The organism is Bosea sp. 685, assembly GCF_031884435.1.
Taxonomy (GTDB): Bacteria; Pseudomonadota; Alphaproteobacteria; order Rhizobiales; family Beijerinckiaceae; genus Allobosea.
In genome coordinates, this window is record NZ_CP134779.1 from 4,988,302 (window position 1) to 5,013,219 (window position 24,918).

At 65.5% G+C, this 24,918-nt stretch carries 24 protein-coding genes and 1 pseudogene; 15 read left to right on the top strand and 10 right to left on the bottom strand.

Translation table 11 applies throughout. The features are described from left to right. The first annotated feature begins 25 nt into the window (after positions 1 to 25). On the top strand, positions 26 to 454 hold the full coding sequence (locus RMR04_RS24500) for a TadE/TadG family type IV pilus assembly protein (RefSeq protein ID WP_311911085.1): 429 nt from the start codon (positions 26 to 28) through the stop codon (positions 452 to 454). 38 nt (positions 455 to 492) lie between these two features. Then, entirely contained in the window at positions 493 to 2,211 is a 1,719-nt protein-coding gene (locus tag RMR04_RS24505) for a pilus assembly protein TadG-related protein (protein WP_311911086.1), read from the top strand. Positions 2,212 to 2,226: 15 nt separating this feature from the next. On the opposite strand, the gene RMR04_RS24510 is transcribed toward RMR04_RS24505, so the two are convergent. The 5 genes from RMR04_RS24510 to murA are packed head-to-tail and all read right to left on the bottom strand — an operon-like array spanning position 2,227 to position 6,283. After that, entirely contained in the window at positions 2,227 to 2,631 is a 405-nt protein-coding gene (locus tag RMR04_RS24510) for an arsenate-mycothiol transferase ArsC (protein ID WP_311911087.1), read from the bottom strand. Between the two features lie 47 nt (positions 2,632 to 2,678). Next, the gene (locus tag RMR04_RS24515) at positions 2,679 to 3,152 is read right to left on the bottom strand and encodes a UPF0262 family protein (protein ID WP_311911088.1); all 474 of its coding nucleotides are present in this window, start codon (positions 3,150 to 3,152) and stop codon (positions 2,679 to 2,681) included. A gap of 37 nt (positions 3,153 to 3,189) precedes the next feature. Continuing rightward, a complete protein-coding gene (gene hisD, locus RMR04_RS24520) occupies positions 3,190 to 4,482 on the bottom strand; it encodes a histidinol dehydrogenase (RefSeq protein ID WP_311911089.1) in 1,293 nt (430 codons plus the stop codon). A gap of 33 nt (positions 4,483 to 4,515) precedes the next feature. Next, complete coding sequence (locus tag RMR04_RS24525) at positions 4,516 to 4,962, bottom strand: DUF2948 family protein (RefSeq protein ID WP_311911090.1); 447 nt, start codon at positions 4,960 to 4,962, stop codon at positions 4,516 to 4,518. Positions 4,963 to 4,993: 31 nt separating this feature from the next. Then, complete coding sequence (gene murA, locus RMR04_RS24530; RefSeq protein ID WP_311911091.1) at positions 4,994 to 6,283, bottom strand: UDP-N-acetylglucosamine 1-carboxyvinyltransferase; 1,290 nt, start codon at positions 6,281 to 6,283, stop codon at positions 4,994 to 4,996. Between the two features lie 766 nt (positions 6,284 to 7,049). Here murA and RMR04_RS24535 point away from each other — a divergent pair. The 4 genes from RMR04_RS24535 (at position 7,050) to RMR04_RS24550 (ending at position 13,624) form a co-directional block, all read left to right on the top strand. After that, positions 7,050 to 8,012, top strand: a complete 963-nt coding sequence (locus RMR04_RS24535) for an enoyl-CoA hydratase-related protein (protein WP_311911092.1) — start codon at positions 7,050 to 7,052, stop codon at positions 8,010 to 8,012. A 182-nt stretch (positions 8,013 to 8,194) separates the two neighbouring features. Further along, positions 8,195 to 10,504: a putative bifunctional diguanylate cyclase/phosphodiesterase gene (locus tag RMR04_RS24540; protein WP_311911093.1), complete on the top strand. Its 2,310-nt coding sequence runs from the start codon at positions 8,195 to 8,197 to the stop codon at positions 10,502 to 10,504. Positions 10,505 to 10,655: 151 nt separating this feature from the next. Beyond that, entirely contained in the window at positions 10,656 to 12,155 is a 1,500-nt protein-coding gene (locus RMR04_RS24545) for a dihydrolipoyl dehydrogenase family protein (protein ID WP_311911094.1), read from the top strand. 11 nt (positions 12,156 to 12,166) lie between these two features. Beyond that, complete coding sequence (locus RMR04_RS24550; RefSeq protein WP_311911095.1) at positions 12,167 to 13,624, top strand: sensor histidine kinase; 1,458 nt, start codon at positions 12,167 to 12,169, stop codon at positions 13,622 to 13,624. A gap of 42 nt (positions 13,625 to 13,666) precedes the next feature. On the opposite strand, the gene RMR04_RS24555 is transcribed toward RMR04_RS24550, so the two are convergent. Then, positions 13,667 to 14,296, bottom strand: a complete 630-nt coding sequence (locus tag RMR04_RS24555) for a S24 family peptidase (RefSeq protein ID WP_311911096.1) — start codon at positions 14,294 to 14,296, stop codon at positions 13,667 to 13,669. Between the two features lie 218 nt (positions 14,297 to 14,514). On the opposite strand from RMR04_RS24555, the gene RMR04_RS24560 reads away from it, so the two are divergent. The 3 genes from RMR04_RS24560 (at position 14,515) to RMR04_RS24570 (ending at position 16,479) form a co-directional block, all read left to right on the top strand. Next, positions 14,515 to 14,961: an SRPBCC family protein gene (locus RMR04_RS24560; RefSeq protein ID WP_311911097.1), complete on the top strand. Its 447-nt coding sequence runs from the start codon at positions 14,515 to 14,517 to the stop codon at positions 14,959 to 14,961. 85 nt (positions 14,962 to 15,046) lie between these two features. Beyond that, a complete protein-coding gene (locus RMR04_RS24565; protein WP_311911098.1) occupies positions 15,047 to 15,391 on the top strand; it encodes a DUF952 domain-containing protein in 345 nt (114 codons plus the stop codon). Then, positions 15,388 to 16,479: a quinone-dependent dihydroorotate dehydrogenase gene (locus RMR04_RS24570; protein ID WP_311911099.1), complete on the top strand. Its 1,092-nt coding sequence runs from the start codon at positions 15,388 to 15,390 to the stop codon at positions 16,477 to 16,479. Before RMR04_RS24565 ends, RMR04_RS24570 begins: the two co-directional genes overlap by 4 nt. Here RMR04_RS24570 and RMR04_RS24575 read toward each other — a convergent pair. The 3 genes from RMR04_RS24575 to RMR04_RS24585 all read right to left on the bottom strand — a co-directional run bounded on the left by RMR04_RS24575 (position 16,476) and on the right by RMR04_RS24585 (position 19,332). Next, positions 16,476 to 16,745: a DUF6460 domain-containing protein gene (locus tag RMR04_RS24575; protein WP_311911100.1), complete on the bottom strand. Its 270-nt coding sequence runs from the start codon at positions 16,743 to 16,745 to the stop codon at positions 16,476 to 16,478. The two genes, RMR04_RS24570 and RMR04_RS24575, sit on opposite strands and share 4 nt — an antisense overlap. A gap of 88 nt (positions 16,746 to 16,833) precedes the next feature. Next, entirely contained in the window at positions 16,834 to 17,514 is a 681-nt protein-coding gene (locus RMR04_RS24580) for a response regulator (RefSeq protein ID WP_311911101.1), read from the bottom strand. 183 nt (positions 17,515 to 17,697) lie between these two features. Continuing rightward, positions 17,698 to 19,332: a cisplatin damage response ATP-dependent DNA ligase gene (locus RMR04_RS24585; RefSeq protein ID WP_311911102.1), complete on the bottom strand. Its 1,635-nt coding sequence runs from the start codon at positions 19,330 to 19,332 to the stop codon at positions 17,698 to 17,700. 113 nt (positions 19,333 to 19,445) lie between these two features. Here RMR04_RS24585 and RMR04_RS24590 point away from each other — a divergent pair, with 113 nt between their 5' ends. Then, entirely contained in the window at positions 19,446 to 20,219 is a 774-nt protein-coding gene (locus RMR04_RS24590) for an SGNH/GDSL hydrolase family protein (RefSeq protein ID WP_311911103.1), read from the top strand. Positions 20,220 to 20,226: 7 nt separating this feature from the next. Here RMR04_RS24590 and RMR04_RS24595 read toward each other — a convergent pair whose 3' ends face one another. Next, complete coding sequence (locus RMR04_RS24595; protein WP_311911104.1) at positions 20,227 to 21,300, bottom strand: ligase-associated DNA damage response exonuclease; 1,074 nt, start codon at positions 21,298 to 21,300, stop codon at positions 20,227 to 20,229. A gap of 23 nt (positions 21,301 to 21,323) precedes the next feature. Between RMR04_RS24595 and RMR04_RS24600 the strand changes: the two genes are divergently transcribed. From RMR04_RS24600 to RMR04_RS24620, 5 genes and pseudogenes are all read left to right on the top strand, one after another. Then, a complete protein-coding gene (locus tag RMR04_RS24600; RefSeq protein WP_311911105.1) occupies positions 21,324 to 22,283 on the top strand; it encodes a class I SAM-dependent DNA methyltransferase in 960 nt (319 codons plus the stop codon). Positions 22,284 to 22,351: 68 nt separating this feature from the next. Continuing rightward, on the top strand, positions 22,352 to 22,603 hold the full coding sequence (locus RMR04_RS24605) for a type II toxin-antitoxin system ParD family antitoxin (protein WP_311911106.1): 252 nt from the start codon (positions 22,352 to 22,354) through the stop codon (positions 22,601 to 22,603). After that, positions 22,603 to 22,914 carry a type II toxin-antitoxin system RelE/ParE family toxin gene (locus tag RMR04_RS24610; protein ID WP_311911107.1) on the top strand — a complete coding sequence of 104 codons (312 nt, stop codon included), beginning with the start codon at positions 22,603 to 22,605 and terminating at the stop codon, positions 22,912 to 22,914. The genes RMR04_RS24605 and RMR04_RS24610 overlap by 1 nt, the downstream gene beginning before the upstream one ends. 32 nt (positions 22,915 to 22,946) lie before the next feature. Then, positions 22,947 to 23,214, top strand: a pseudogene (locus RMR04_RS24615) (DEAD/DEAH box helicase); the annotation flags it as partial. 559 nt (positions 23,215 to 23,773) lie between these two features. Next, a complete protein-coding gene (locus RMR04_RS24620; RefSeq protein ID WP_311911108.1) occupies positions 23,774 to 24,844 on the top strand; it encodes a hypothetical protein in 1,071 nt (356 codons plus the stop codon). Positions 24,845 to 24,918: the final 74 nt, after the last annotated feature.

Below are 24,918 nucleotides of genomic sequence, written 5' to 3' on the forward strand. Positions count from 1 at the left end.
ATTTAAATACCGGAAGGTGCATCCCATGTGGACCTCAGCAAACCGGTTCCGTCGGAACGAAGTCGCCACGAGCGCAGTCGAATTCGCGATGATCGCGCCTGTGCTCCTTCTGATGATCTTCGGAATAATCGGCTATGGCTATGTTCTGGGCATTTATCACGGCATCCAGCAAGTCGCTTCCGAAGCCGCACGCGCCTCCGTTTCCGGCGTAACAGACACCGAACGTGACCAGATCGCGCGTGCTTTCGTCACGGCGAACGCGTCCTCCTACGCTTTCATCGATCCGACCAAGGTGACCGTGACGACAGCCCAGAGCGGCGCGCCGCAGCAGACCTTCTCTGTCGCGGTCGCCTACGACATGTCCGGAACGCTCTTCCAGAGCCTCGCCTCGCTTGTTTCGCTACCACCACCCACGGTTGTACGTCGAGCCGTCATCCAGCGCGGCGGCTACTGAACTCAAATCTTTGCTCTCGCCCCTCGCAGGAGGCCGTGATGAATCGCAGCTTCAAAGCTTTTGCCAAGAACGAGCGCGGCGGCGCGGCCCTGCTCTTCGCCGCCGGGATCTTCGTCCTTTTCGGTTTTGGGGCGATGGCGGTCGATGTCGGCAGCTTCTTCTATGAGAAGCGGCGGCAGCAGACAGCCAACGATCTCGCAGCGCTTGCAGCCGCGGCGGATCTGCCGCGCGCCAAGGCTGCCGCGCAGGCTACCGCCGGCAGCAACGGCTACGCTGCCACGACCGTCCAGACCGTGCAGACCGGCATCTACAACGCCGACGCGACCATACCGGTCAACAGCCGCTTCACGCCCAGCACGGCGACGACAGCTAACGCCGTCAAGGTCGAGATGCGCGGAGTGACGCAGATGTTGCTCGGCCGCGTTTTCGCGGCGACCAGTTCGCCAAGCACGGCTCAAGCCAGCACGACGCTGGCGAGCTTCTCGAATGGCGACGTGCCGATCGGCAGCAGCGCCATCGCGGTGCAGGATGCGCAGGCGGCCTTCGCGGTCGGCTCAAGGCTGGCACAGCTGGACGGCGGTCTCCTGAACAGCCTGCTCAGTTCGCTCCTGGGCAGCAGCGTCTCCCTTTCCGTGATGGACTATAACGGGCTGGCGCAGGCGCGGATCGACCTGTTCACATTCGCCAAATACCTGGCGTTGCGCGCCAACCTGTCGGCCGTGACCTATGACGACGTGCTGAAGGCGAATGTGAAACTCGGCGACGTGCTATACGCCGCTCAGCAGGCTGCGCGCGACAACAGCACCAGCAGCGTAACGGCGAACAATGCGCTCTCGCAGCTGGCCACGACGACGTCCAGCTCGGCGCAGCGCGTCGACCTGACCAAGCTCATCTCGTTTGGCCCCGCCGGCCAGACAGCGCTGTCGCTGCCGGGGCCGATCGTGGCTTCGCTTACGGCGCTAGACCTGGTCTCGGCGGTCGCCCAGATCTCAAATGGCACGCGCCAGATCGACACGGGGCTATCCATCAATATCCCCGGCCTGGCGTCTGTCACGCTCAAGCTTGCCATCGGCGAGCGGCCGGTGGGCACGACCCTCGTCAGTGTCGGACGCGCTGGCGCAACCGTCCACACCGCCCAGACCCGCCTGCTGCTGACGATCAACCTCGTCGGCAGCGGACAAGCCTCACTGGTGAACCTGCCGCTCTATCTCGAACTCGCCTCCGCGACGGCGAAGCTCACGAGCGTCCAGTGCACCCCGGGAGACGTCACCACCTCCCGCGTCACGCTCGGCGTCACACCGGCCGTGGTCGATGCCTGGATCGGGCAGGTCTCGCTGGCGGATTTCAACAACTTCAGCGCGAGCCCGAACCCTCCCGCCGCCGTGGTCCTGAACGTCGCCGGGCTCCTCAAGGTGACCTTGCGGGCACATGTTACCATGACGAACCTGGCTGAGACCCCGGTGAACTTCACCTATCCGGAGATCCTGCGCGGCGACAAACGCACGACTTCGACGCAGGATTTCATCGCGAGCCTGCTGTCGAATCTCTTCAACAGCCTGGACCTTCGTGTCGACTTGCTGGGGCTGGGGTTGGACCTCGGCGGCGTCGGCAACCTCGTCGGCAGCATCGTCGCGGCCGCGGCGACCCCGATCGACCAGTTGCTCACCGGGCTGCTCGGGACGCTCGGCATCGGCCTCGGCCAGGCCGATAGCTGGGTCACCGGTGTGCGCTGCGGCGGCTCCCTGCTGGTGCGCTGAAGCCGAAGCGGCAGGTCAAGCCCTCAACCTGTGCTTGATGCGCTGCATCAAGCCGTCGCGCACCTCGCGATAGGCCTCCAGCACCTGCTCGCGTGAGCCCTGCACGACGGTGGGGTCGATCGTCGGCCAGTATTCGACATCGGCAGCGACCGTGCGCGTCAGGTCGAGCGCCTTGTGGTGGGCTTCCGGCGAGAGCGAGACGATCAGGTCGAAATTCAACCCCTCCCACTCTTCCAGCTCCTCGACCGATTTCGGCTTGTGCTTGTGCGCGTCGATGCCGATCTCGTCGAGAACCGTGAGCATGAAGCCGTCGACCTCGCCCCGTCTGGCTCCGGCCGACTGGACATAGATCGACTTGCCGAAAAAATGCTTGGCCATCGCCTCGGCCATGGGCGAGCGCACCGCGTTTTGCGCGCACATGAACAGCACGCTTTGAACCTTGCGCGGGGCGGCCGGCTCCACCCTCCTCAGCCCTTCCAGTGCAGGGCATAGATCAGGGTGAAGAGCCGCCGCGCCGTATCGAAATCGATCTCGACCTTGCTCGCGAGGCGGTCCACCAGGATGTGCGCCGCCTCGTCGTGAAGGCCGCGCCGGCCCATATCGATCGATTCGATTTGCGACGGCGTGGCGGTGCGGATGGCAGCGTAATAGCTCTCGCACACCATCGCATAGTCCTTGATGATACGGCGCAGCGGCGTCAGCGAGAGATGATGCGCGACGACGGGAACGCCGTCGGCCTGCCTGATGTCGAAGACCAGCCGGCGCTCGACCAGCGCCAGATGCGCCAGATAGGGCCCGCCATCATGGCCGGGAAGCGCGAAGCGATTGCGCTCGATCAGATCGTAGATCGCGACCGCTCGCTCATGCTCCTGATCCGGCGAGCCACGCCCGAGCGAGGCTTCGTCGAGCGTGACGCCGATCAGGCATTTCGACTCCGACATGCTGTCTCCGATCGAACCGGACGGCGCTAGAGCAGGCTCACAGATTCAATCTGATCGTCACGGAACGACCATGCGCCTGCAAGCCCTCCGCTTCGGCAAGCCGGACGGCGGCCGGCGCGAGCGCGCGCAGCGCCTCAGGCCCGCATTGCAGCAGCGAGGTTCGCTTCATGAAATCGAGCACTCCGAGCCCGGAGGAAAACCGGGCCGAACGCGCCGTCGGCAGGACATGGTTGGGCCCGCCGACATAGTCGCCGATGGCCTCGGGCGTATGACCACCGATAAAGATCGCGCCCGCATTGCGGATCCTGGCCGCCAGGCCTTCGGGCTCGGCCGTCATGATCTCGAGATGCTCGGGCGCGAGCCGGTCGACCAGCGGGATCGCGGCCTCAAGATCTGCGACCAGCAGGATCGCGCCGTAATCAGCCCAGCTCTTGCCGGCGATCTCGGCGCGCGGCAGCGTCGCGAGCTGCGCGATAACCGCCTTCTCGACCTCGCCGGCCAAACCGGCATCGTCCGTCATCAGGATCGACTGGGCCGAGACGTCGTGCTCGGCCTGGGCCAGCAGGTCGGCGGCGATCCAGTCGGGATTTGCCGAACCGTCCGCGATGACCAGCACCTCGGAGGGACCGGCGATCATGTCGATACCGACCTGGCCGAAGACGCGCCGCTTGGCGGCGGCGACATAGGCGTTGCCAGGCCCGACGATCTTTGAGACCGGGGCGATCATCGCCGTGCCATAGGCGAGCGCGGCCACAGCCTGCGCGCCGCCGATGCGATAGACCTCGTCGACGCCGGCAAGCCGCGCCGCGGCCAGCACCAGCGGGTTGGTTTCGCCGCGCGGGGTCGGCGCAACCATCACCACCCGGTCGACACCGGCGACCTTGGCCGGAACGGCGTTCATCAGCACCGAGGACGGGTAGCTCGCCGTGCCGCCCGGCACATAGAGGCCGACCGCCTCGATCGCGCTCCAGCGCCAACCGCTTGCGACCCCGGCCTCGTCGGTGAACCAGGCATCCTGCGGCTTCTGGCGCAGATGATAGGCCTCGATCCGTGCGCGTGCCGTTTCCAGCGCCACGAGCTGCTCGGGCGGGCTGGCTTTGACGGCGGCATCGATCTCCGCCTCGGAGACGCGCAGGGTCTGTGGCGTCAGGTCGAGCCCGTCGAAGCGGCTGGTATAGGCGATGAGCGCTGCATCGCCCTGGGCGCGGACCTCGGCGATGATGTCGGCGACGACGCGGTCGACCTCCTCCGAGACCTCGCGCTTGGCGCCCAGCAGGTTCTGGAAATCCTGCTCGAAGCGTGCATCCCTGTCGTCGAGCCTGATCGGCATCGCAAAACCTTAAGAGCTATGGCGTGGAAGAGGTCAGGCGCCGTTGGGATGGTCGGGCGTCGCGACCGCTTCCCAGACCGGGCCAAGGTCCTTCATCTGAGCTTCGATGCATTCGACGCCGAGCCGGATCGCGGCGCCGTCCGAGAAGTGCAAGGTGACGTCTCCGGTCGGGCCGTCGCGCTCGTCGAAGGTGATTGCCAGCAGGTTCAGGACGGTGCCCGGGGCAGCTGTGTCGATCCCGGTGCTGCGGACCGCGGTGACCCGCTCGAAATGCAGCGCGGCGAGACGCCGCCGGCGCTGCCTGGCCTGCGCGCCCGCCCAGTCGAACCGGCGCGCCGCGAGCGCGAAACGCTTTTCGCCCGGAAGATAAGCGATATCCGCCACCTTCAGGACAGCATCCTGGAGATGAGCGGACAGGATCGCCAGATCGTCAGCGTCGAGTGCGATCAGCTTCAGCGGGTCTGCGGCGTCAATCGGCATCGCGATGTTCTGGCGAGGCCGCGCGGCAACGTCAACTGCTGATGCGTTCGACCTCGGCGCCGCAACGGGTCAGCTTCGCCTCGAGCGCCTCGAAACCGCGGTCGAGATGGTAGACGCGGTTGATCGTGGTGTCGCCTTCGGCGGCAAGCCCGCCGATGACGAGCGAGACCGAGGCGCGCAGATCCGTCGCCATCACCGGTGCGCCGGTGAGCTTGGCGACGCCCTCGACATAGGCGGCATCGCCGTCGAGCCTGATCTTGGCGCCCAGCCGCGCCAGTTCCTGCACATGCATGAAGCGGTTCTCGAAGATGGTCTCGCGAATGCGCGAAGTGCCCTTGGCCCGCGTCATCAGCGCCATGAACTGCGCCTGGAGATCCGTCGGGAAACCAGGGAAGGGATCGGTGTCGATATCGACGGCGTTCAGCGCCTGGCCGTTGCGGCGCACGCGGATACCCTCATTGGTCGAGCTGATGTCGACACCCGCCTTGGTCAGGACATCGAGCGCCGATTGCAGCAGGTCGGGCCGTGCGCCTTCAAGCAGCACGTCGCCACCCGTCATCGCGACGGCCATGGCATAGGTCCCGGTCTCGATACGGTCGGGCAGGACCGCGTGGTGGGCACCGCCAAGGCGGGCGACGCCGGTGACGACGATACGCGAGGTGCCGGCCCCCTCGATCTTGGCGCCCATCTTGACGAGGCAGGCGGCAAGGTCGGTCACCTCCGGCTCGCGCGCGGCATTCTCGATGACCGTCGTGCCATCGGCCAGCACGGCAGCCATCAGGGCGGTATGGGTGCCGCCGACCGTAACCTTCGGGAAGTTGATCTCGGCGCCCTTCAGGCCCTTGGGCGCCCGCGCCAGGGCGTAGCCATTCTCGATGGTGATCTGTGCGCCGAGTTTCTCCAGCGCCATCAGCAGCAGATCGACGGGGCGCGTGCCGATGGCGCAGCCGCCGGGCAGCGAAACCTTGGCCTCACCCATGCGCGCCAGGATCGGAGCGATGACCCAGAAGCTCGCCCGCATGGTCGAGACCAGTTCATAGGGCGCGCAGGTATCGGTGATCTGGCGAGCCGTCAGCGAGACGGTCTGGCCGCTTTCGGCCGACTGGCCGATACGCTTGCCCGCGACTGTGCGATCGACCCCCTGATTGGACAGGATGCGCGACAGCGCCGTGACGTCGGAGAGGCGCGGCACATTGACCAGCGTCAAGGTCTCGTCCGTCAACAGGCTCGCGATCATCAGCGGGAGGGCGGCGTTCTTCGCACCCGAGATCTGGATCGTGCCATTGAGGCGCTGGCCGCCGGTAATGCGGATCTTGTCCATCGTGATGACCTGCTGGCCTGCCGCCGCGAAACGCCGGGCGGCGCATGAATTTGAGAATCAGGACCGGGAGGTTTCGGCCTGGGCTTGCGATACCGGTTCCTGCGTTTTCGCTTCATCCGTGCGGCGAGCGCGAGCCTGAGCCTTGCGGCGCTTCAGGTTCTCGCGGAGAGCGGCGGCAAGGCGCGCTCTCTTCTCGTCTTCTGCGGATGGTGGGCGGTTCACGGCATCAACTCGGCATCAACGTTTCAACGCTCGGATCACGGCGAATTCGCGGCGCATCGTTAGCTCTGGTTGTGGTTTTGAACAAGCGGGTGACCGCGCGGCAAGACGTAAGCCCGGCAAGACGCGCCCACTGCCGGCCTTGTCCCGTTTCGCGACAGGTCTTGCGTGCCACAGCGGCTCATCCCGGCATCCCTTCGCCTCGCATCGGGCTTCGCGTGGGACGACACGGCCTCTGAAAAGGACATGATCCGCCGCGATCGGCAAGCTGCGAGAACGATTGTTCCGCCCCAGCGGGAACTCGCGCCCGAATCTTTCCTTCGCGCAGCGAGCGCGCCCGGCAGCACATGATTTGCTCAAGGCGAGGACACGATCGGGATCTGTTCCACATCGTTCAAGGCCTTGGTCACGACACCGGGTCCGAGTTGACGATACGGAATAAAGCTTAACGAAATTAACCATTTCGACGGGATCCCGTTTACAGTTTCTTAACTTCAACTACCTTGACCGGGCGTTCTCGATGCGCGGCAACCGGGAGGTCAGCGGCATGTTCCAGTCTCTTTCGTCAGTTCCGAAGACTGGTTCCGCGACGACTCTCGACAGCTGCGACGTCATCGACGCCATCCGGCATCAGGCCGGCTTCCTGCCCGAGGTGCAGATCGACTACGAACCCGACATCCTGACCTTGTGGGTGACGATCCGGCCGGAGCTGAAGCCGGTTTTCACGCTTCAGCTGCTTGACAGCCTGGGCAAGATTCAGCGCGCGATCTTCGCGCTATGGGGTGCGCCGGACCAATATCACCGCGCTCCGATCCGCTTTCTCGCTTTCCGCGGAACGGGCCCGTTCTTCACGCTCGGCGGCGATCTGGACTTCTATCTCGACTGCCTGGCCAAGAATGATCGCGCGGCGCTGGCCGAATATGCACGGCTCTCGATCGAGGGCGCGGTCTGGAACGCCAGCGGCCTGAACGGCCTCGTGGTCACGCTCTCGACCATTCACGCCAAGGCGATCGGCGGCGGCATCGACGCGCCGCGCTCCTGCAACATCATGATCGCCGAGGAGCAGGCCTCGTTCGTCTACCCCGAAATCAAGTTCAACCATTTCCCGATCACGGCGGTCGCGATCCTGTCGCGCCGCATGGGACCGCGCGCCGCCGAGCAGATGCTGCTCTCCGGCGAGGAGCTCAGCGCCCGCGATTTCATGGCGGCGGGCGGCCTCGAAGCCGTCGTCCCGACGGGAACGGGCGAGAGCTGGATCCGCAAATACGCCGCCGATTCCTTGCCCATGCATGCCGCCAAGACCGCCCTGTTCTCTGCCTTCAACCGCCGCGCCGGCGATCTGAAGGAGGAGCTGGAGCACCTCGGGGAAATCTGGACCAACTGCATGCTGCGGCTGAACCCCAGCGCGATCTCGAAGTTGCAACGCATCGCGCAGACCCAGGACCGCATGCTCGCCCGCGTCTATCAGCGCCCACCTGCGGTTGCAGCAAACGCTTCGAGCGGCCGCTAAGGCCTTATTAAGGCCGTATGCGGCCCCTCCGAATTCGGAGAACGCCCACACCAAACATTTACTTCTGCCGCCATAAAGCATTTAAACGGAGCGACTTGTGGCGAGAGATGCGCAATCTCCGCTTGTCGCCGTAAAGGGCGGGAGCGATGGCGGAAGCCCTCAGGCGATCAGCGGATGGCGGCTTGAGCGATCCGGGCAAGGACTTCGTTCCGGGCAAGGACTTCGACCTGCCCGGCTACCGCCTGCTCGTCAGCTCGCTCTTCTCGTCGCCGGCCTCGATTGTCCCCGGCGGGATCGCCGGCATCCTGACGCCCTATCTGTGCTGGCTCTCGAGCGACAAGCACCTGTTCCTGAATCTGACCGTTCTGGTCGCGCTGATCGTCTCGCTGCGATTGATGACGGTGATCTCCTATCGTCGGCAGGACCATTCCGAGGACAGCCTGCGCGCAACGCGGCGCTGGGATCGCGAGTATTTCTTCGGCGCCACCGCCTTCAGCGCCGTCCTTGGCTATAGCTGCTATGCCGCGCTGGCTCTGACCGACGACGCGGCAGCGCATATCACCTCGGTCGCTTCGACGATCGCGCTCGCCTCGGGCTATGTCTCGCGCAATGCCGGGCGGCCGAAATTCGTCGCGGTGCAGATCCTGACCTTCTGCATTCCGATGGCCGTCGGCCTGATCCAGGCCCATAATGTCTATTATCAGTATATCGGCTATTTCGCCTTTCTGTATGTCGCGGCCAATATCGCGATCACCAACTCGCTGCATCGCAACCTGCTCGCGCTGAGCGACGCGACCAAGCAGTCGAAAGCCCTGGCCTCGGCGCTGCATTCGCAGAATCTGACCCTGGATGCCGCCCTCAACACCATGATCCACGGGCTGGCGATGTTCGACCGCGATCTGAAGCTCGCGGTCAGCAACGCGCCCTATCGCGCGCTCTACGGCATTCCCGAAACGCTCGCGCTGCCGGGCACGCCGTTGACCGCGATCGCCCGTTTCCTGATCGAACGCCAGATCATCGACGCCGAGCAGGTGCGCGACGTCAGGGGCGCGCTCGTCGCGGTGCAGGACATGCAGCAGACGATGACCCGCGAGCTCCAGACCCGGGGCGGTCGCGTGCTCGTCATCACCATCGCGCCGGCAGCCGAGGGCGGCGTGCTGATGCTGACCGAGGACGCGACCGAGCGGAAGGCGACCGAGGCGCGCATCGAGCAGATGGCGCGCTTCGACGAGTTGACCGGGCTCGCAAACCGCTTCGAGTTCAACAACCACATCACCGAGGCCTTCGGCCGGCTGGAGCGGACCGGCGAGGCCTTCGCGCTGCTCTATGTCGATCTGGACGGCTTCAAGCAGGTCAACGACAATCTCGGCCACGATATCGGCGATCGCGTGCTGAGCGAAACCGCGAACCGGCTGAAGAGCACCATTCGCGGCGGCGACCTGCTCGCCCGCTTCGGCGGCGACGAATTCCTGCTGATCCTGCCCTCGGCCAGCCACGCCGTCGTCACCAATATCGCCCAGCGCATGATCGACGCGATGTCCAAGGTCTTCCACCTCGACACCAAGACCGTCTACGTCACGGCTAGCGTCGGCATTGCCATGGCACCCCATGATGGCGCGACGCCGGTGGATCTGCTGCGGCACGCCGACACCGCGCTCTACAAGGCCAAGGCCGCCGGCCGCAACACACTGACCTTCTTCAACCCGGCCATGGCGGAGGAGATGCTCGACCGGCACGAGATCGAGGTCGATCTGCGCAAGGCCTGCGACGATGGCGCGCTCGAACTCTATTACCAGCCGATCATCGACCTGAAGACGCATGAGATCGTGACGCGCGAGGCGCTGATGCGCTGGCACCACCCGACGCGCGGCATGATCCCGCCCGGCGTGTTCATTCCGATCGCCGAGCAATCCGGCCTGATCGCGGCGATGGGGAACTGGGCGATCCGGCAGGCCTGCAAGGATGCAGCGCAGTGGGGCAACGAGATCGGCGTCTCCGTCAACATCTCGCCGCTGCAGTTCCGCGAACCGCGCCGCATCGTCGAAACGGTGAAGGACGCGCTGATCACCTCCCATCTCGGCTCGCACCGGCTGACGCTGGAGGTGACGGAATCGCTGCTGATCGAGGACAATAAGAGCACGCTTGCCGTCATCGACGAGCTCAGGGCGCTCGGCGTGCGCTTCGCGCTCGACGATTTCGGCACCGGCTATTCCTCGCTCGCCTATCTCTCGACCTACCCCTTCGCGCAGGTGAAGATCGACCAGAGCTTCACCCGCAACGTCCACACCAACGAGGCCTCGAAGGCGATCATCGAGGCGGTCTGCCAGCTCGCGCGCCGGCTCTCGATGAATGTCGTGGTCGAGGGCATCGAGACCGAGCAGCAGCGCATCGCCGTGCAATTGCTCGGCGCCCAGCGGGCCCAGGGCTATCTCTTCGGCCGGCCCGAGCCACTCTCGACGTTCTGCCCTGACAAGGGCCGCAAGATCGCCTGAATTCCGCTCTGACGCTCTTGCGGGTTGCGCGGCCTTGATTCCGGCGGTCTCGCGACGCATCAGCAATGCTCTGAATTTTTAGAATCGATCACGTCGCATTTGGACGGAACCGTCCGCGCGCGAGATGATTGAGCGGATCGGGAGGAGCGGCGTGAGCGAGACCACAGCAACAGCGCCGAAACCTGCGCCGCTGACGCCGGATATCTGCGTGATCGGGGCGGGTGCAGCCGGAGTGTCGCTCGCCACGGCCGCGGCTGCATTCGGCGTTCCTGTCGTCCTCGTCGAGCCCGGCGGCATGGGCGACGGCCATCAGAATGCCGGCAGCATATCGGCCAGGGCGCTCGGTGCCGCGGGCGCGCGGGCGCGGGCCGTCCAGCAGGCCGGGCGCTTCGGTATCTCAGCCGGTGAGCCGCAAGTGAACGACGAACTCGTGAACTACGCGCGGGTCCACGACCATGTTCAGCGCGTCGTTGCCGCGACCGCCCGCAATGATTCGGCGGAGCGTCTCGGTGCGCTCGGCATCCATGTGATCAAAAGCGAGGCGCGCTTCATCAGCCGCAGCACGGTCATGGCCGGCAACCAGCCGATCAAGGCGCGACGTTTCGTGATCGCGACCGGCTCGCGGCCGTCCGCCCCGCTGCTTCCCGGGCTCGACGCGGTCCCGTTCCTGACCAGCGAGAGCCTGTTTTCACTGACGCGCCGGCCCGAGCGCCTGCTGGTTCTCGGCGCCGGGTCGACCGGTGTCGAACTCGCGCAGGCCATGGCTCGGCTCGGCAGCACGGTCAGCCTCGTCGCAGCCGGGGACCTTCTGCCCCATGCCGATCCGGAGGCCGTGCTGATCTTGCGCCGCGCGCTGCTGCGCGACGGCATAACACTGCACGAGAAGGCCAGGGTGCTGCGCGCAGAGACGGTCAAGGGCGGCGTCAGGCTGGTGCTGGCAGGCCCCGATGGTGAGGCCGACCAAAAGCTCGACGGTACGCATCTCCTGGTCGCGACGGGGCGCACGCCCAATATCGAGGCGCTCGACCTCGAACTTGCCGGCATCACCAGCGACGCCGGGGGCGTGATCGTCGACAAGGGGCTGCGCACCGGCAACCGCCGCGTCTTCGCGATCGGCGACTGTGCCAGCGGGGCAGCCGGCGGGCTGCACTCCACCCATGTCGCGCAAGACCATGCCGCGCATGACCAGGCTGGACTCGTCTTGCGCAATGCCTTGTTCCGCCTCCCGGTCAGGACCAACGCAACGGCGATCCTGCGCGTGACCTATTGCCATCCGGAGCTCGCCAGCGTCGGCCTGTCCGAGGCCGAGGCGCGCAAACGCAGCAGTTCGATCACCATCCTGCGCTGGCCGTATGCCGAGAACGACCGCGCCCAGGCCGAGCACGAGACCGATGGTTTCGTGAAGCTCGTCGCCGACCGACGGGGCCGCGTCCTCGGCGCCACCATCGTCGGCGCGGGCGCTGGCGAGCTGATCGCGCCCTGGTGCTTGGCCGTGCGGAAGGGCCTGACGGTCCAGGACATGGCGGGGCTCGCCTTGCCCTATCCGACCTTCTCCGAGGCCTCGAAGCGGGCGGCGATGTCGTTCTACGCGCCGCTGGCGGCAAAGCCGGGAATCCGGCGGCTCATCGGCTTTCTCCGCCGTTTCGGCTAAGCTCCCATTCAATGCAGCAACCTGATCTCGACGCGACGCAACTCTCGGTCAGCCTGCCGCGCGGCCTGACGCGGCTCGGCCTCTCGGCCAAGCTGCTGCTTTTGACCGTGCTGTTCGTGATGCTGGCGGAAATTCTGATCTATTTGCCGTCGGTCGCGAACTTCCGGCGCAACTGGCTGAACGACCGGCTCGCCGCGGCCCAGGTCGCGGTGCTGGTGCTGGAAGGCGCCCCCAATGAACGCCTGCCCGAAGAGAGCGAGGCCCGGCTGCTGATGGGCGTCGGCGCGCGCGCCATCGCCGCCCGCGTTGGTGGGGCACGCCGCCTGCTCAGTCTCGATTCGATTCCGCCCACGGTCGCCCGCAAGGTCGATCTGCGGGACGCGAGCTGGATGACTGCGCTCAAGGAGGCGGTCGAGATTCTGGTGGCCCCGCCGCACGACATGCCGATCCGCGTCATCGGCCAGGCCATGGGCGGGGCCGACTTCGTCGAGATCGTCATCGACGAGGCGCCGCTGCGGCGCGCGATGCTGGTCTTTTCCGGCAACATCCTGCTGATCTCGCTGCTGATCTCCATCCTGACGGCGGGGCTGGTCTATCTCGCGCTGAACTGGATGATCGTCGGGCCGATCCGCCAGCTCGCCGCCAATGTCATGGAGTTCGAGGCCGACCCGGAGAATCCGCACCGGATCATCGAACCGTCGCAGCGCGCCGACGAGATCGGCGAGGCCGAACGGGCGCTGGCGCGCATGCAGATGACGCTGGCCGGCGAATTGCGCACCAAGAAGCATCTCGCCGAGCTCGGACTGGCCGTCAGCAAGGTCAACCACGACCTGCGCAACATGCTGGCTTCGGCGCAGCTAATGTCCGACCGGCTGGTCGACACCCGCGACGCCAAGATCCGGCGCTTCGCGCCGCGCCTGATCGCGACGCTCGGCCGGGCGATCGAATTCTGCCAGGCGACGTTGGCCTATGGCCGCGCGGCGGAGGCGACGCCGCTGCTGCGCGAGATCGCGCTGCGCCAGCTCGTCGCCGAGCAGGCGGAGATGCTCGGCCTGCCCGAGAACAAGCAGCTCGGTTTCGTCAACGACGTTCCAGCCGAGCTGATCGCGCGCTGCGATCCCGACCAGATGGCGCGCGTCCTGCTCAACCTGATGCGGAACTCCGTGCAGGCGTTGGCGCAGGAGCGGGCCGAGAACGAAGGCCAGCCCGTGCTGATGGTCAAGGCGCAGCAGCTCGACGGCTCAGTGCTCTTGCGCGTCACCGATAACGGCCCCGGCGTGCCCCAGCGGGCGAAGGCCAACCTGTTCCAGGCCTTTCGCGGCTCGGTCACGCCAGGCGGGACCGGACTTGGCCTCGCCATCGCCGCCGAGCTCGTCAGGCTGCATGGCGGCATGATCGAGCTCGAGCCCTCGGAGACGGGGGCGGTGTTCAAGGTCACGCTGCCGGCGCGCCGGCAGAACGGAAATTGAGGTCGGCGGCAGTCGCTCCCATTGCAAGCGCCACGACGAGGGCTACTGGCTCGCCCAGATCACCCGCGCCATGAAAGCGATCTCGCTCAGACCCAGCACCCGGTCGGGATGCTCGGGGTTGAGCGAGGCGAGCTCGACGGTTTTGGCGGTCTGGCGCCTGAGCTGCTTGGCCAGGACCTCGCCCTCGACCGTCTTGACCACGACGCGGTCGCCACGCCGCACCGTCGCGGTCGGCGAGACGATGATGGTGTCGCCGTCGCGATAGAGCGGCAGCATCGAATCGCCGGCGATCTCCAGCGCATAGGCCTTCTCGTCAGTGACGCCGGGAAAGGCGACCTCCTCCCAGCCGGCGCCGGCGGGAAGGCCGTCATCATCGAAGAAGCCGCCCGAGCCCGCCTGGGCGAAGCCGATCAGGGGAATGGTACGCGAGGGTGCCGGCCCCCGCCGCGTCACCACGCTGATGAATTCATCGAGCGAGGCGCCGGTCGCGGCCAGGATCTTGGCGATCGATTCAGTCGAGGGCCAGCGTTCGCGGCCATCGGGCCCGAGGCGCTTGGAGCGATTGAAGGTGGTCGCGTCGAGGCCGGCCTTGCGGGCCAGCCCCGAGGCCGTGAAGCCATAGCGCTGGGCGAGCGCATCGATGGCGCTCCAGATCTGCTCATGGGACAGCACCGCGGAGACCTCGTTCCTGATGTCGCCGTTAGGCTACGGGCAAAATAGGAAATATCCCCTATCGCATAAGACTTCAATCTGACTTGTGCGACTTTTTGAACGAATCGACCGAAGGCGGGCAGAAGGCTCAGCTGCGGGAATCGGGTGTCTCCGCGAATGTGCCGCGCCTAACAAGTCAGCACTGGGGGAGGGAAACGAAACCGACAGCGAGGTAAGCCATGGCAAAATCCTATTTCAGCATCGTGCTCGACAACGCCGCCGATGACGTCTGGGCGGTCATTCGACCGTTCGACCATTACGCCTGGGCCGGCGTGGAGAGCGAGACAATCATCGAAAAGGACAAGGCTCCCGATCAGGTTTCGGCCATTCGCCGCGTCACCATGGGCGAGACGATCATACGCCAGATATTGCTCGCCCATTCCGATGTCGAGCGCTCCTATACATACGGATTTTGCGACCCCGTCCCCTTTCCCGTGCGCAATTACACAGCGACGATCCGGGTCACGCCCGTCGTCGAAACCGGCGCGGCTTTCGTCGAATGGTCGGCCACCTTCGACTGCGCTGAGCACGACCACGATCGCTGGACGAGCCATTTCGAGAAAGAGGGCTTCGCTCAATGGCTGACGGCGCTCCGCCGTTTCATGAACGCCAGAAAATCTGTCTAGAAGGCTGCCAGCCATGACCCCATGATTGCCCTGCACCCATGCGAAGGGCTATCGCATCTGCACGCCATGACGACCGGGGCCATCAATGCCGCTCATCTACAAGATCTGCCCTGAAGCCTTGTGGCGCGAAGCCGAGATTTCGGGTCGTTTCAATGGCGCGCCTATCGATCTGGCCGACGGCTACATCCATTTCTCGACCGGAGCGCAGGCGCGGGACACCGCGGCGAAGCACTTCCTCGGCCAGCGCGACCTGCTGCTGATCGCGGTCGAGGCTTCACGCCTTGGCGAGGCCTTGCGTCATGAGCCCTCGCGCGGCGGGGCGCTGTTCCCCCATCTCTACGCCTCGCTCGATCCCAAATCCGTCCGCTGGATCGCGCCGCTTCCGCTGGCGACCGACGGCAGCTATCTCTTTCCGGAGGATGTCGCGTGATCGGCGCCCTGTTCAATCTCGCCCGCCCGCTGATCCACCGGCTCGACGCCGAGACGGCCCATCGCATGACGGTCGCGGCGCTCGCCGTCGCGCCGGCGTTGAAGCCTGCCGCCGACGACCCGGTCCTGGCGACGCAGGCCTTCGGCCTCTCCTTCACCAACCCGGTCGGCCTCGCGGCCGGCTTCGACAAGCATGCCGAAGCGGTGGACGGCGCGCTGGGCCTGGGCTTCGGCTTCGTCGAGGTCGGTGGCGTCACGCCTCTGCCCCAGCCGGGCAATCCGCGCCCGCGCGTCTTCCGATTGACCGAGGACGAGGCGGTGATCAACCGCTACGGCCTCAACAGCGAGGGCATGGAAGCGGTCGCTGCGCGGCTCCAGGCGCGGCGCGGCCGTAGCGGCATCGTCGGCGTCAATCTCGGAGCCAACAAGGACTCCGCCGACCGCTCCGCCGATTATGCCGTGCTCGCGCGGCGGCTGGCACCCGTCGCCGACTTCCTGACGATCAACATCTCCTCGCCCAACACGCCGGGCCTGCGCGATCTGCAGGCCGAATCGGCGCTCGACGACCTGATCGCGCGGGCGCTGGCCGCACGGGACGAGGCGGCAAACAGCGCCGGCCGTCGTACGCCCATGCTTCTCAAGATCGCGCCGGATCTGAGCCTGCCCGAGCTCGACGGCATCGTCGCGGTGGCGCGCAAGCGCGGCATCGACGGCATGATCGTCTCGAACACGACGGTGGCGCGCCCGACAACCCTGCGCAATGCGGCGAAGGCCGAGACCGGAGGGCTCTCGGGCAAGCCACTCTTCCTGCCCTCGACCAGGCTGCTCGCCGAGAGCTTCCTGCGCGTCGAGCGCCAGTTCCCGCTGATCGGCGTCGGCGGCATCGATTCGACCGCGACCGCCTTCGCCAAGATCCGGGCCGGCGCCGATCTCGTGCAGTTCTACTCGGCCCTGGTCTTCCACGGGCCGGCGCTGGCCGCGACCATCAAGGCAGGCCTCACGGCCGAGGCCCGCAAGACGGGCGTCGGCAGGCTCAGCGCCCTTGTCGGACGCGATGCCGCCGCGATCGCGCGCGGCGAGACACTCTAGCGCCGCGCCGCGAACAGGCGCGAGAGCAGCCAGAGCGGCACCACGATCAGCGCACCGGCGATGACCCATTGCCCGACCTCGCGGACGGCCCCGAAGCCGAGATCCCCGAGGGAGCGGATGAAGCGCGCCACGACCTCATAAAGCCCGCGCGGCGACAAGCCGAGAAACGCCATCGCCGCGCCCACGAGCAGCGAGATGAAGATCAATCGGACCAGGACGCTGAGCACGGAGCCGCCGAGAAAGCCTTCGATATTGCCATTCGCCATCGCGAAAATCCCCCAAACACGAACCGATCAGACCACCGCCCGGTTGAACCGGGGCTGAATGGCGATGCGATCCGCTTTCACCCCACCATCATATCGTCGCGGATGCGCCTGTCGTCGCCCAGGCCGTGCCGGCAATCTTGGAGGCGGCGATCACGGCCTGCGTGCGGCTGTCGACATTGAGCTTGGTCAGGATCGCGGAGACATGCGCCTTCACGGTCGCTTCGGAGACGCCGAGCTCATAGGCGATCTGCTTGTTGAGCAACCCCTCCGACAGCATCATCAGCACGCGCACCTGCTGCGGCGTCAGCGTCGAGAGCCGGCGCACCATGTCGGCGACCTCGATATCGACCGGCGAGGACAGGTCGACGCCCGGCGGCGTCCAGACGCTGCCGGCGAGCACGGCGCGGATCGCCTCGCCCATCTGCTCGACATCAGCTGTCTTCGGCAGGAAACCGAGCGCTCCGAACTCGATGCAGCGTCGGATCACGGTCGGCTCGTCATTGGCCGAGACCACGATGACCGGCACCTCGGGGTGGTCAGCGCGCAGGAAAAGCAGGCCGGAAAAGCCCTGCACGCCCGGCATCGTCAGGTCGAGCAGGACGAGATCGGCGTCTGCCCCTTGCGACAAGGCCTCGGTCAATGACTCCAGCGAACCGACCTCGCTGACATCCGCCCCCTCGAGCGCATGCGAGACGGCCTGCCGCAACGCGCCCCGGAACAGGGGATGGTCGTCCGCGATCACGATCCGCGTCGAAGGCTGCTTCGTCATCGCGCATATCCCTGTTCGTCTGCCGGTCGCCCATACTGCCTCAGGCGCGACCGCGATCTCAAGCACACCGGCCTGCCGCTGTCGCAAGGCCGGCGCGCGATCATGAAGGCTCTGAACCAGATCGGCTTGTGTTGCAATGCAATCAGGAGGCGGCCTTTCGGCGTAGTTCCTGCCGGGCTCGGCTCAGCCTTCGGCCGGCAGGAGCCGTTCCAGCGCCTCGATCCGGTCTGCCTCTCCAGGTGGCTTGTCCCAGCGGATGCGATTAATGCGGGGAAAACGCATGGCGAGCCCGGATTTATGCCGGGTCGAGCGCTGCAATCCCTCAAAAGCGACCTCGAAAACGAGGCCGCTTTCGGTGTCATGCGTGACCTCCCGCACAGGGCCGAAGCGGTTCAGCGTGTTCTTGCGCACATAGCGGTCGATTTCGACCAGCTCCTCATCGGTGAAACCGAAATAGGCCTTGCCGACCGGCACCAGCTCCTGCCCCTCCGAGCTCTCGCGCCAAACGCCGAAGGTGTAGTCGGAATAAAACGAGGAGCGCTTGCCGTGGCCACGCTGGGCATACATCAGCACGCAATCGACCAGCCTGGCCTCACGCTTCCATTTCCACCAATAGCCCTTGGGTCGCCCCGGCAGATAGGGCGAATCGCTGCGCTTGATCATGCAGCCTTCGACGGCTTCCGCATCAGCGCCCGCGCCGGCAGCAGCAGGGTCGGCGCGGGCAGCGGTGAGATCGTCCCAGCTCCCGAAAGGAATGATCCGCGAGAGATCGAAGCGCTCGCTGCCGAGCCTGCCGAGGAAAGCCTCCAGCCGGGCGCGACGCTCGATCAGCGGCAGCTCGCGAATATCCTCATCGCCATCGACCAGCAGGTCGTAGACGCGGATATGGGCGGGGAATTCCGCCAGCATCTTCACTGTTACCGTCTTGCGGTTCAGGCGCTGCTGCAAGGTGTTGAAGCTCTGGACCGCGCCATCGCGCATCACCAGCAACTCGCCGTCGAGCGCGCCATCGCGCGTCAGAGCCTCGACGAGATCGGGAAAAGCGCCGGCAATGTCCTCGCCGGTGCGAGAATAGAGCCGCGTCAGGCGCGAGCCATCTGGCCTTGTGCCGCTGACCGCCTGGACACGGATGCCGTCCCATTTCCATTCGGCGCTGAAATCAGCCGGGTCGAGCTTGTCGAAATCGCCCTCCTCGACCGGGTGCGACAGCATGACCGGGCGGAACGACGCGGGATCGCTGGCTTCCGGCCGCGGCGCCCTGCCCTCCAGCCAGGCGAAGAGTGCGGTATAGGGCGGCTCCAGCCCATGCCAGACCTGCTCGACCTCGTCGGGCGCCACGCCACCGAGGCTGGCGGCGGCGGTCTTGGCCAGGCGCGCCGAGACGCCGATGCGCAGCGCGCCGGTGATGAGCTTGAGCAAGGCCCAGCGCCCGGTCTCGTCGAGCGCATCGAGCCAGCCGGCGACGAGGCGGGGAAGATCGGTCTTGCCGGCATTGCGCAGGCCGGCAACCACGTCCGGCAGATGCGGCACGTCATTGGCGCCGTGCCTGGCCGGCCACATCAATGCAACCGTCTCAGAGAGATCGCCGACATAATCATAGGACAGCGCAAACAGGACAGGATCGGCCCGCTCGGCAATCAGCGCGCGAATCAGGCCCGCCTTGGCGTTGCGGAAGACCAGCCCGCCCGTCATCGCCGCCAGCGCCAGGCCGCGATCGGGATCGGGCGTCGTGCGCAGATAATCGGCGATCAAGGCGAGCTTGGCGTTGCGGCGCGGCTCATAGGCCAGGCGGTCGAGCAGCCAGGCGAAGCGGTTCATCGCGACGCACTCCCGCCACGGCCGGCTTGTGTCCAGATGTTGCACCGCATCGTTCAGCCACCATTCATGAAGAAGACCTTACCGACGAAGGCATGTTTGGGGGGATGATGCCGATGCGCGCCGCGATGCGGTTCCTTGCCTTGAATCTCTTCGCAGCGACGATGTTGGCCGGGGCCACCGCACAGGCGGGGACCTTCTCCTGCCGCGAAACGCCGATCGTGCAGCCTGTCGCTTCTCTCTCTGCCCTCTCCGCGCGGGTCGCGCAGGGCCCTTCGCTGACGATCCTGGCGATCGGCTCCTCCTCGACCGAGGGCATCGGCGCCTCCGCCAAGGACAAGACCTATCCGGCCCGGCTCAAGGCGCTGCTCGGCAAGAGCTGGCCCAATCTCCAAATCGAGATCGTCAATGCCGGCATCGGCGGCGAGACCGCTCCGCAGACGCTCACCCGCCTGAAGACCGCGCTCAGTGCGCGCCATTACGACCTCGTGATCTGGCAGGTCGGCACCAACGACGCCGTCAATGGCGGCGATCTCGACGCCTTCAAGACCATGGTCGGCGACGGCATCGCCATGGTGAAGCAGGCGGGGGTGAGCCTTGCCATCCTCGATCCGCAATTCTTCCCCGGCGTCCGCGAGCCGGAGCGCTATCGCGATTTCGTGGAAGTCATCGCCAACACGGCGCGCGGCCAGAGCGTGCCGGTGTTCACCCGCTACGACGCCATGCGGGAATGGTATCGCAACGACGCCCAGGCCTTCACGAGCGCGCTGTCCTCCGACGGGTTCCATATGAGCGATGCCGGCTATGACTGCCTTGCCCGCGACATGGCGACCGCGCTCGTCGGCATGGCTGCGCCCTCGCGCGCCGTGATGGCGCAGACGGCCCGCTAACCTCATCTCAACTGGCGACGGCATTATCCGTCTCCCCGGCCGGCTCGGCCTCGCCTTCGTCGCCATAGCCAACCAGATGCAGCGGCTTGGCCTTGAGGCCAACCGTGCCGCACCAATGCACCAGCGCGTCGGCCTCGCCATGCGTGACCCAGATCTCACCGGCCTGGACCTCCCGGATGGTCGCCTGGAGAGCGTCCCAATCGGCATGGTCGGAGATGATCAGGGGCAGTTCGACGCCTCTCTGCCGGGCGCGCGCCCTGATCCGCATCCAGCCCGAGGCGAAGGCGGTGACGGGATCGGGAAATTTGCGGGCCCAGAGATCCTGGATCGCGCTTGGTGGGCAGATCACGATCTCGCCACCCAAGGATTTCCGGTCGGTCGCGGCGACCTTGCGGATTTCGCCCAAAGCAGCCCCTTCCGACAGGTAGAACTCGGTCAGCGTTTCCATCGCGCCATGGATGTAGAGCGGCCGCTCGAAACCGGCCTCGCGGATCAGCGCCATGACGCGCTGCGCCTTGCCCAGCGAATAGGCCCCGACGATATGGGTGCGCTCCGGAAAGAGCCGGACGGATTCCAGCAGTTTCGCCACCTCCAGATGCGCCGGCGGATGCCGGAACACCGGCAGGCCGAACGTCGCCTCGGTGATGAAGATGTCGCATGGCACCGGCTCGAAACCGGCGCAGGTCGGGTCGCGCTCGCGCTTGTAGTCGCCGGAGACGACGATGCGCAGGCCCCTGGCCTCGACCACGATCTGGGCCGAGCCCAGCACATGCCCGGCCGGCACGAAACGGAAATCGACCGCGCCGATCCGCGTCACCGCGCCAAGAACGGCCTCCTGCCGCTCGCCCGCAAAGCCTTCGCCATAGCGCAGCGCCATGATGGCAAGCGTCTCGCGCGTCGCCAGCACCGCGCCATGGCCGGCGCGCGCATGATCGGAATGGCCATGCGTGATCAGCGCCCGCGCCACGGAGCGCACCGGATCGATATGGATGTCGGCCAGCGGGCAATAGAGCCCGGCCGGCGTCGGGATCAGCAACTCCGAAGGGCGCAGGTTCTGGGAGCGCTGTCTGGCCAGTGTCATTCTCCTCAGATAGACCGACGCGCATGATCGAAAAGGGTTCCGCCACGCATTCCGCCAGTTCGGGCGATTTGAACCTCGACCGCCGCTATGCCTGGGCGGAGGCTGCGCTCAAAGATGGCGATGCCGCAGCCTGCGTCGAGATCCTCGACCAGACACTGGCGCAAGCCTACCACTTCACCGCCGCCTGGCATCTCTACGGGCTGGCGCAGGAGACGCTCGGCCGCAACGAGGACGCCGCTACCGCCTGGCGGCAATGCCTGACGCTCGACCCCAATGACCATTTCGGCGCGCGACTCGACCTCGCCCGGATCGGCGCGCTCTCCGCCGAGGAGGCGACATCGGAGAATTTCTCCGGCGTGCTGTTCGACGGCTATGCCGAGCGCTTCGACAGCCATCTGGTCGAGACCCTCCGCTACAACGCCCCTGCCCTTCTGCAGCAGGCGCTCGCCCGCATCTGTCAGGAGACGGGCAAACCTTTCCGTTTCGAGACCGTCTATGATCTCGGGTGCGGCACCGGGCTGATGGGCGAGGCGATCCGGGGAGAGACCGGTTTCCTCGCCGGCTGCGATCTCTCGCCGCGCATGATCGAGCGGGCGCGGGCGAAGCAGCAGGACAATGGCACGCCGCTCTACGACAAGCTCGCGGTCGCCGGCCTGACCGGCTTCCTGGCGAGCCGGCCGGACGCCTCGACCGAGCTCGTCGTCGCGGCGGATGTCTTCGTTTATCTCGGCGAACTCGCGGCCGCCTTCGCGCAGAGCGCACGCGTGCTGAAACCGGGCGGCCTGCTCGCCTTCACCGTGCAGAGCCATAAGGCTGAGGGCGTGATCGTCGGAGCCGACCGGCGCTTCGCCCATGCCGAGGGCTGGCTGCGCGAGCGACTGGCGCAGGCGGGGCTGAAGCCGCTGCTGATCGAAGCCGCAAGCACGCGGCAGGATCGCGGCGCAGCGGTGCCGGGGCTAGTCGTGGTGGCGCAGAAGAGCTGAACGCGGACGAGGCTGGTAGCATCGCCAGATTTCGCGCTATTATGCGGATGAATGAAGGAGGCAGCCGGATGGACGTCCCAATCGGAGAGCGCTGGCAATCTTTCGTCGCAGCTGCGGTCGAGACCGGCCGCTATGTCTCGGCCAGCGACGTCGTCACCGAGGGGCTGCGCCTCGTGCAAGAGCGCGAGGAGCGTTTGCAGGCCCTGCGCGAAATGGTCGAGGAATCCATCGCGCGTGGCGGCTCGCATACCGGCGAAGAAGTCGCTGCAGCCATAGAAGCGGCACTGGACGAGATCGACATCGCCGCACCAAGCCGCTGATGCGGCGGCTTCGGTATAATGACGCAGCTCGAGATGACCTTCTCGCGATAGCGCGATATATTCGCCTGAGCAGCGGCAACAGCGAAATCGCGCGTTCATTCGTAAGCAGCTTACGAATTCAGTGCGAGAAGATCGCTGCGTTGCCGGGAACGATTGGACGGACTCGCTCCGAACTTCGGTCGGACCTTCGAAGCTTTGCCTTCAAGGGCTATGTCATCCTCTTCCGGTATGTCGAAGACACGGTCGAGGTCGTCAATATCCTCGAACGCCATCGCGATATCGCAGCCGAGTTCAAGACCGAGCAGTCTTGACGCCCGCCATTCCCTTTTCGTTCTCCCCCGCCGTGCCTTATCTCTGGAGCGCATGGCCACCCTCTCCCCGCTCCCACCCGCCTTCCGCCTGGTTCGCCAGCCGCGGCTGGAGCGCGGCCGCATCAGCTTGCCCTGCTGGAGGAGGCCCGCGCCGGGCGCTCGACCTTGCTCGTCACCCCAACCGGCGCCGGCAAGACGCTCGCTGGCTTCCTGCCCTCGCTGGTCGAACTCACCGAGCGCGGCAATGAGCGCGAGGGTTTGCATACGCTGTACATCTCGCCGCTGAAGGCGCTCGCCGTCGCGGCGGATGTCTTCGTTTATCTCGGCGAACTCGCTGCCGCCTTCGCGCAGAGCACGCGCGTGCTGAAACCCGGCGGCTTTCTCGCCTTCACCGTGCAGAGCCATGGTGGTGAGGGCGTCATCGTCGGAGCCGACCGGCGCTTCGCTCATGCGGAAGGCTGGCCGCACGAGCGGCTGGCTGCGGCACGGTTGAAGCCGGCCGTGATCGAAGCGGTAAGCACGCGCCAGGATCGCGGCGTCGCGGTTCCCGACCTCATCGTGGTGGCGCAGAAGGGCTGAACTTGGTTCTGCCTTGGGCTTCCCCTACAAAATGGACGAAGCAGAGAACAAGCATCACGACGTGAGCTGCCTTTGTTCTTGCGTCGATTCCGGCTCGATTCCTTTTATTCTAGGGCTTTTGAGAGATATTCTAGGGCAAGAGGTGAAGGAAATGCACCGGCATATGCCGGCTGCGTTTCGCCTGCCATGCTGATATTTTGCGGCGAGGAAGAACCGCATCGCGTTAGTGCGTGCGGTTGTTGGCGCGTGAAACTGATGTAAATTTAGGGAGAGCTTATTCATGGCTGAAGCTCTAGATGGACCGGTTGGCCTGCGCTGGCGCAATCAGAACGTTACGAACAACGCCAGAGACCAAGAAAAGGTCATCAATCTTCTTACGAGAATTCCGGCTTCACAAGGCGGAAAGCAAGAAGCTTGGCCGGTGCCGCCGCTCGCAGGTCCAGACAGAGGCTGCCCAAAGTTCCTGGCGGATGCCATTTGGGACTTTCAGTCCTTCTGGAAAAGCAAAAGAGTGTTCAACCTCATCGACGGCGTCGTAGATAAGGCGGGGCATACGATCCGGCAGTTAAATTCCTTAGCCTCTGGCGCGCCCATCAATCCCCCAACGCCGTCGCCGACCCAGGATACTCGCGAGCAGGATATTATAATTCGGTTTACGGGGGGCCCCGGCGGCAATCGCCGGGAAAAAGAACGTGAGAACGACCTAAAAGAGAATTTCAACACGCCTAGCTATCTTGCGACACATCAGCCTTTACTGGCCATCTGCTATGTGGGGTTTCGTGAACAGGAGAAGTTCGTCGAAACAGCAGTCAACGAAGCGATTGCAGGCCGGACGGCGACGAGCAAAGGCATCACCATCGTCATCGGCTCTAGTGCGGGCGGCGTATCGGCGCTCAAGGCGGCGTGTCAGTTGTCCGCACGCGGCGCCCGCATCAAATATCTCGGCATCAACGACGCTGCCTTCTTATCGACCTCGCACGAAGTCAACTTCAAACCCTTCGCGATCAATCTGAATATTGTCACCGGTGGGCAACGGATCAACGCTGAGATGAAGGAGAATTTTTCCCAGACCATCGGTCATAGCTGGCAGTTTAACAGCACTTCTCCCACGGGTTTCCACCCTTATGCGGAGTTTCACGGTCCGCTTGCGGGATTTGCAAATGTCGATCTCGCGAATAAGCCGCGCGTTATCGCTGTCCAAGCAGCCTATCTTGCTGCCAGCGCCCCCATTTCTCCCCTCCCGCTTCCGATCGGCGTTCGCGATCGGTTCGCAGCGATGATGCATAAGCAAGCGGGTAGTGAAGCCGAGAACCTGCTCTGGGCGCGTCTGAGCACGCTCATGCCGACATGAGTGTTCTGGGGTATAAGGGTGGTCCCTAGAGCCGGATGATTTCAAACGGAGTCACAAAGTAACTCCGTTTGAAA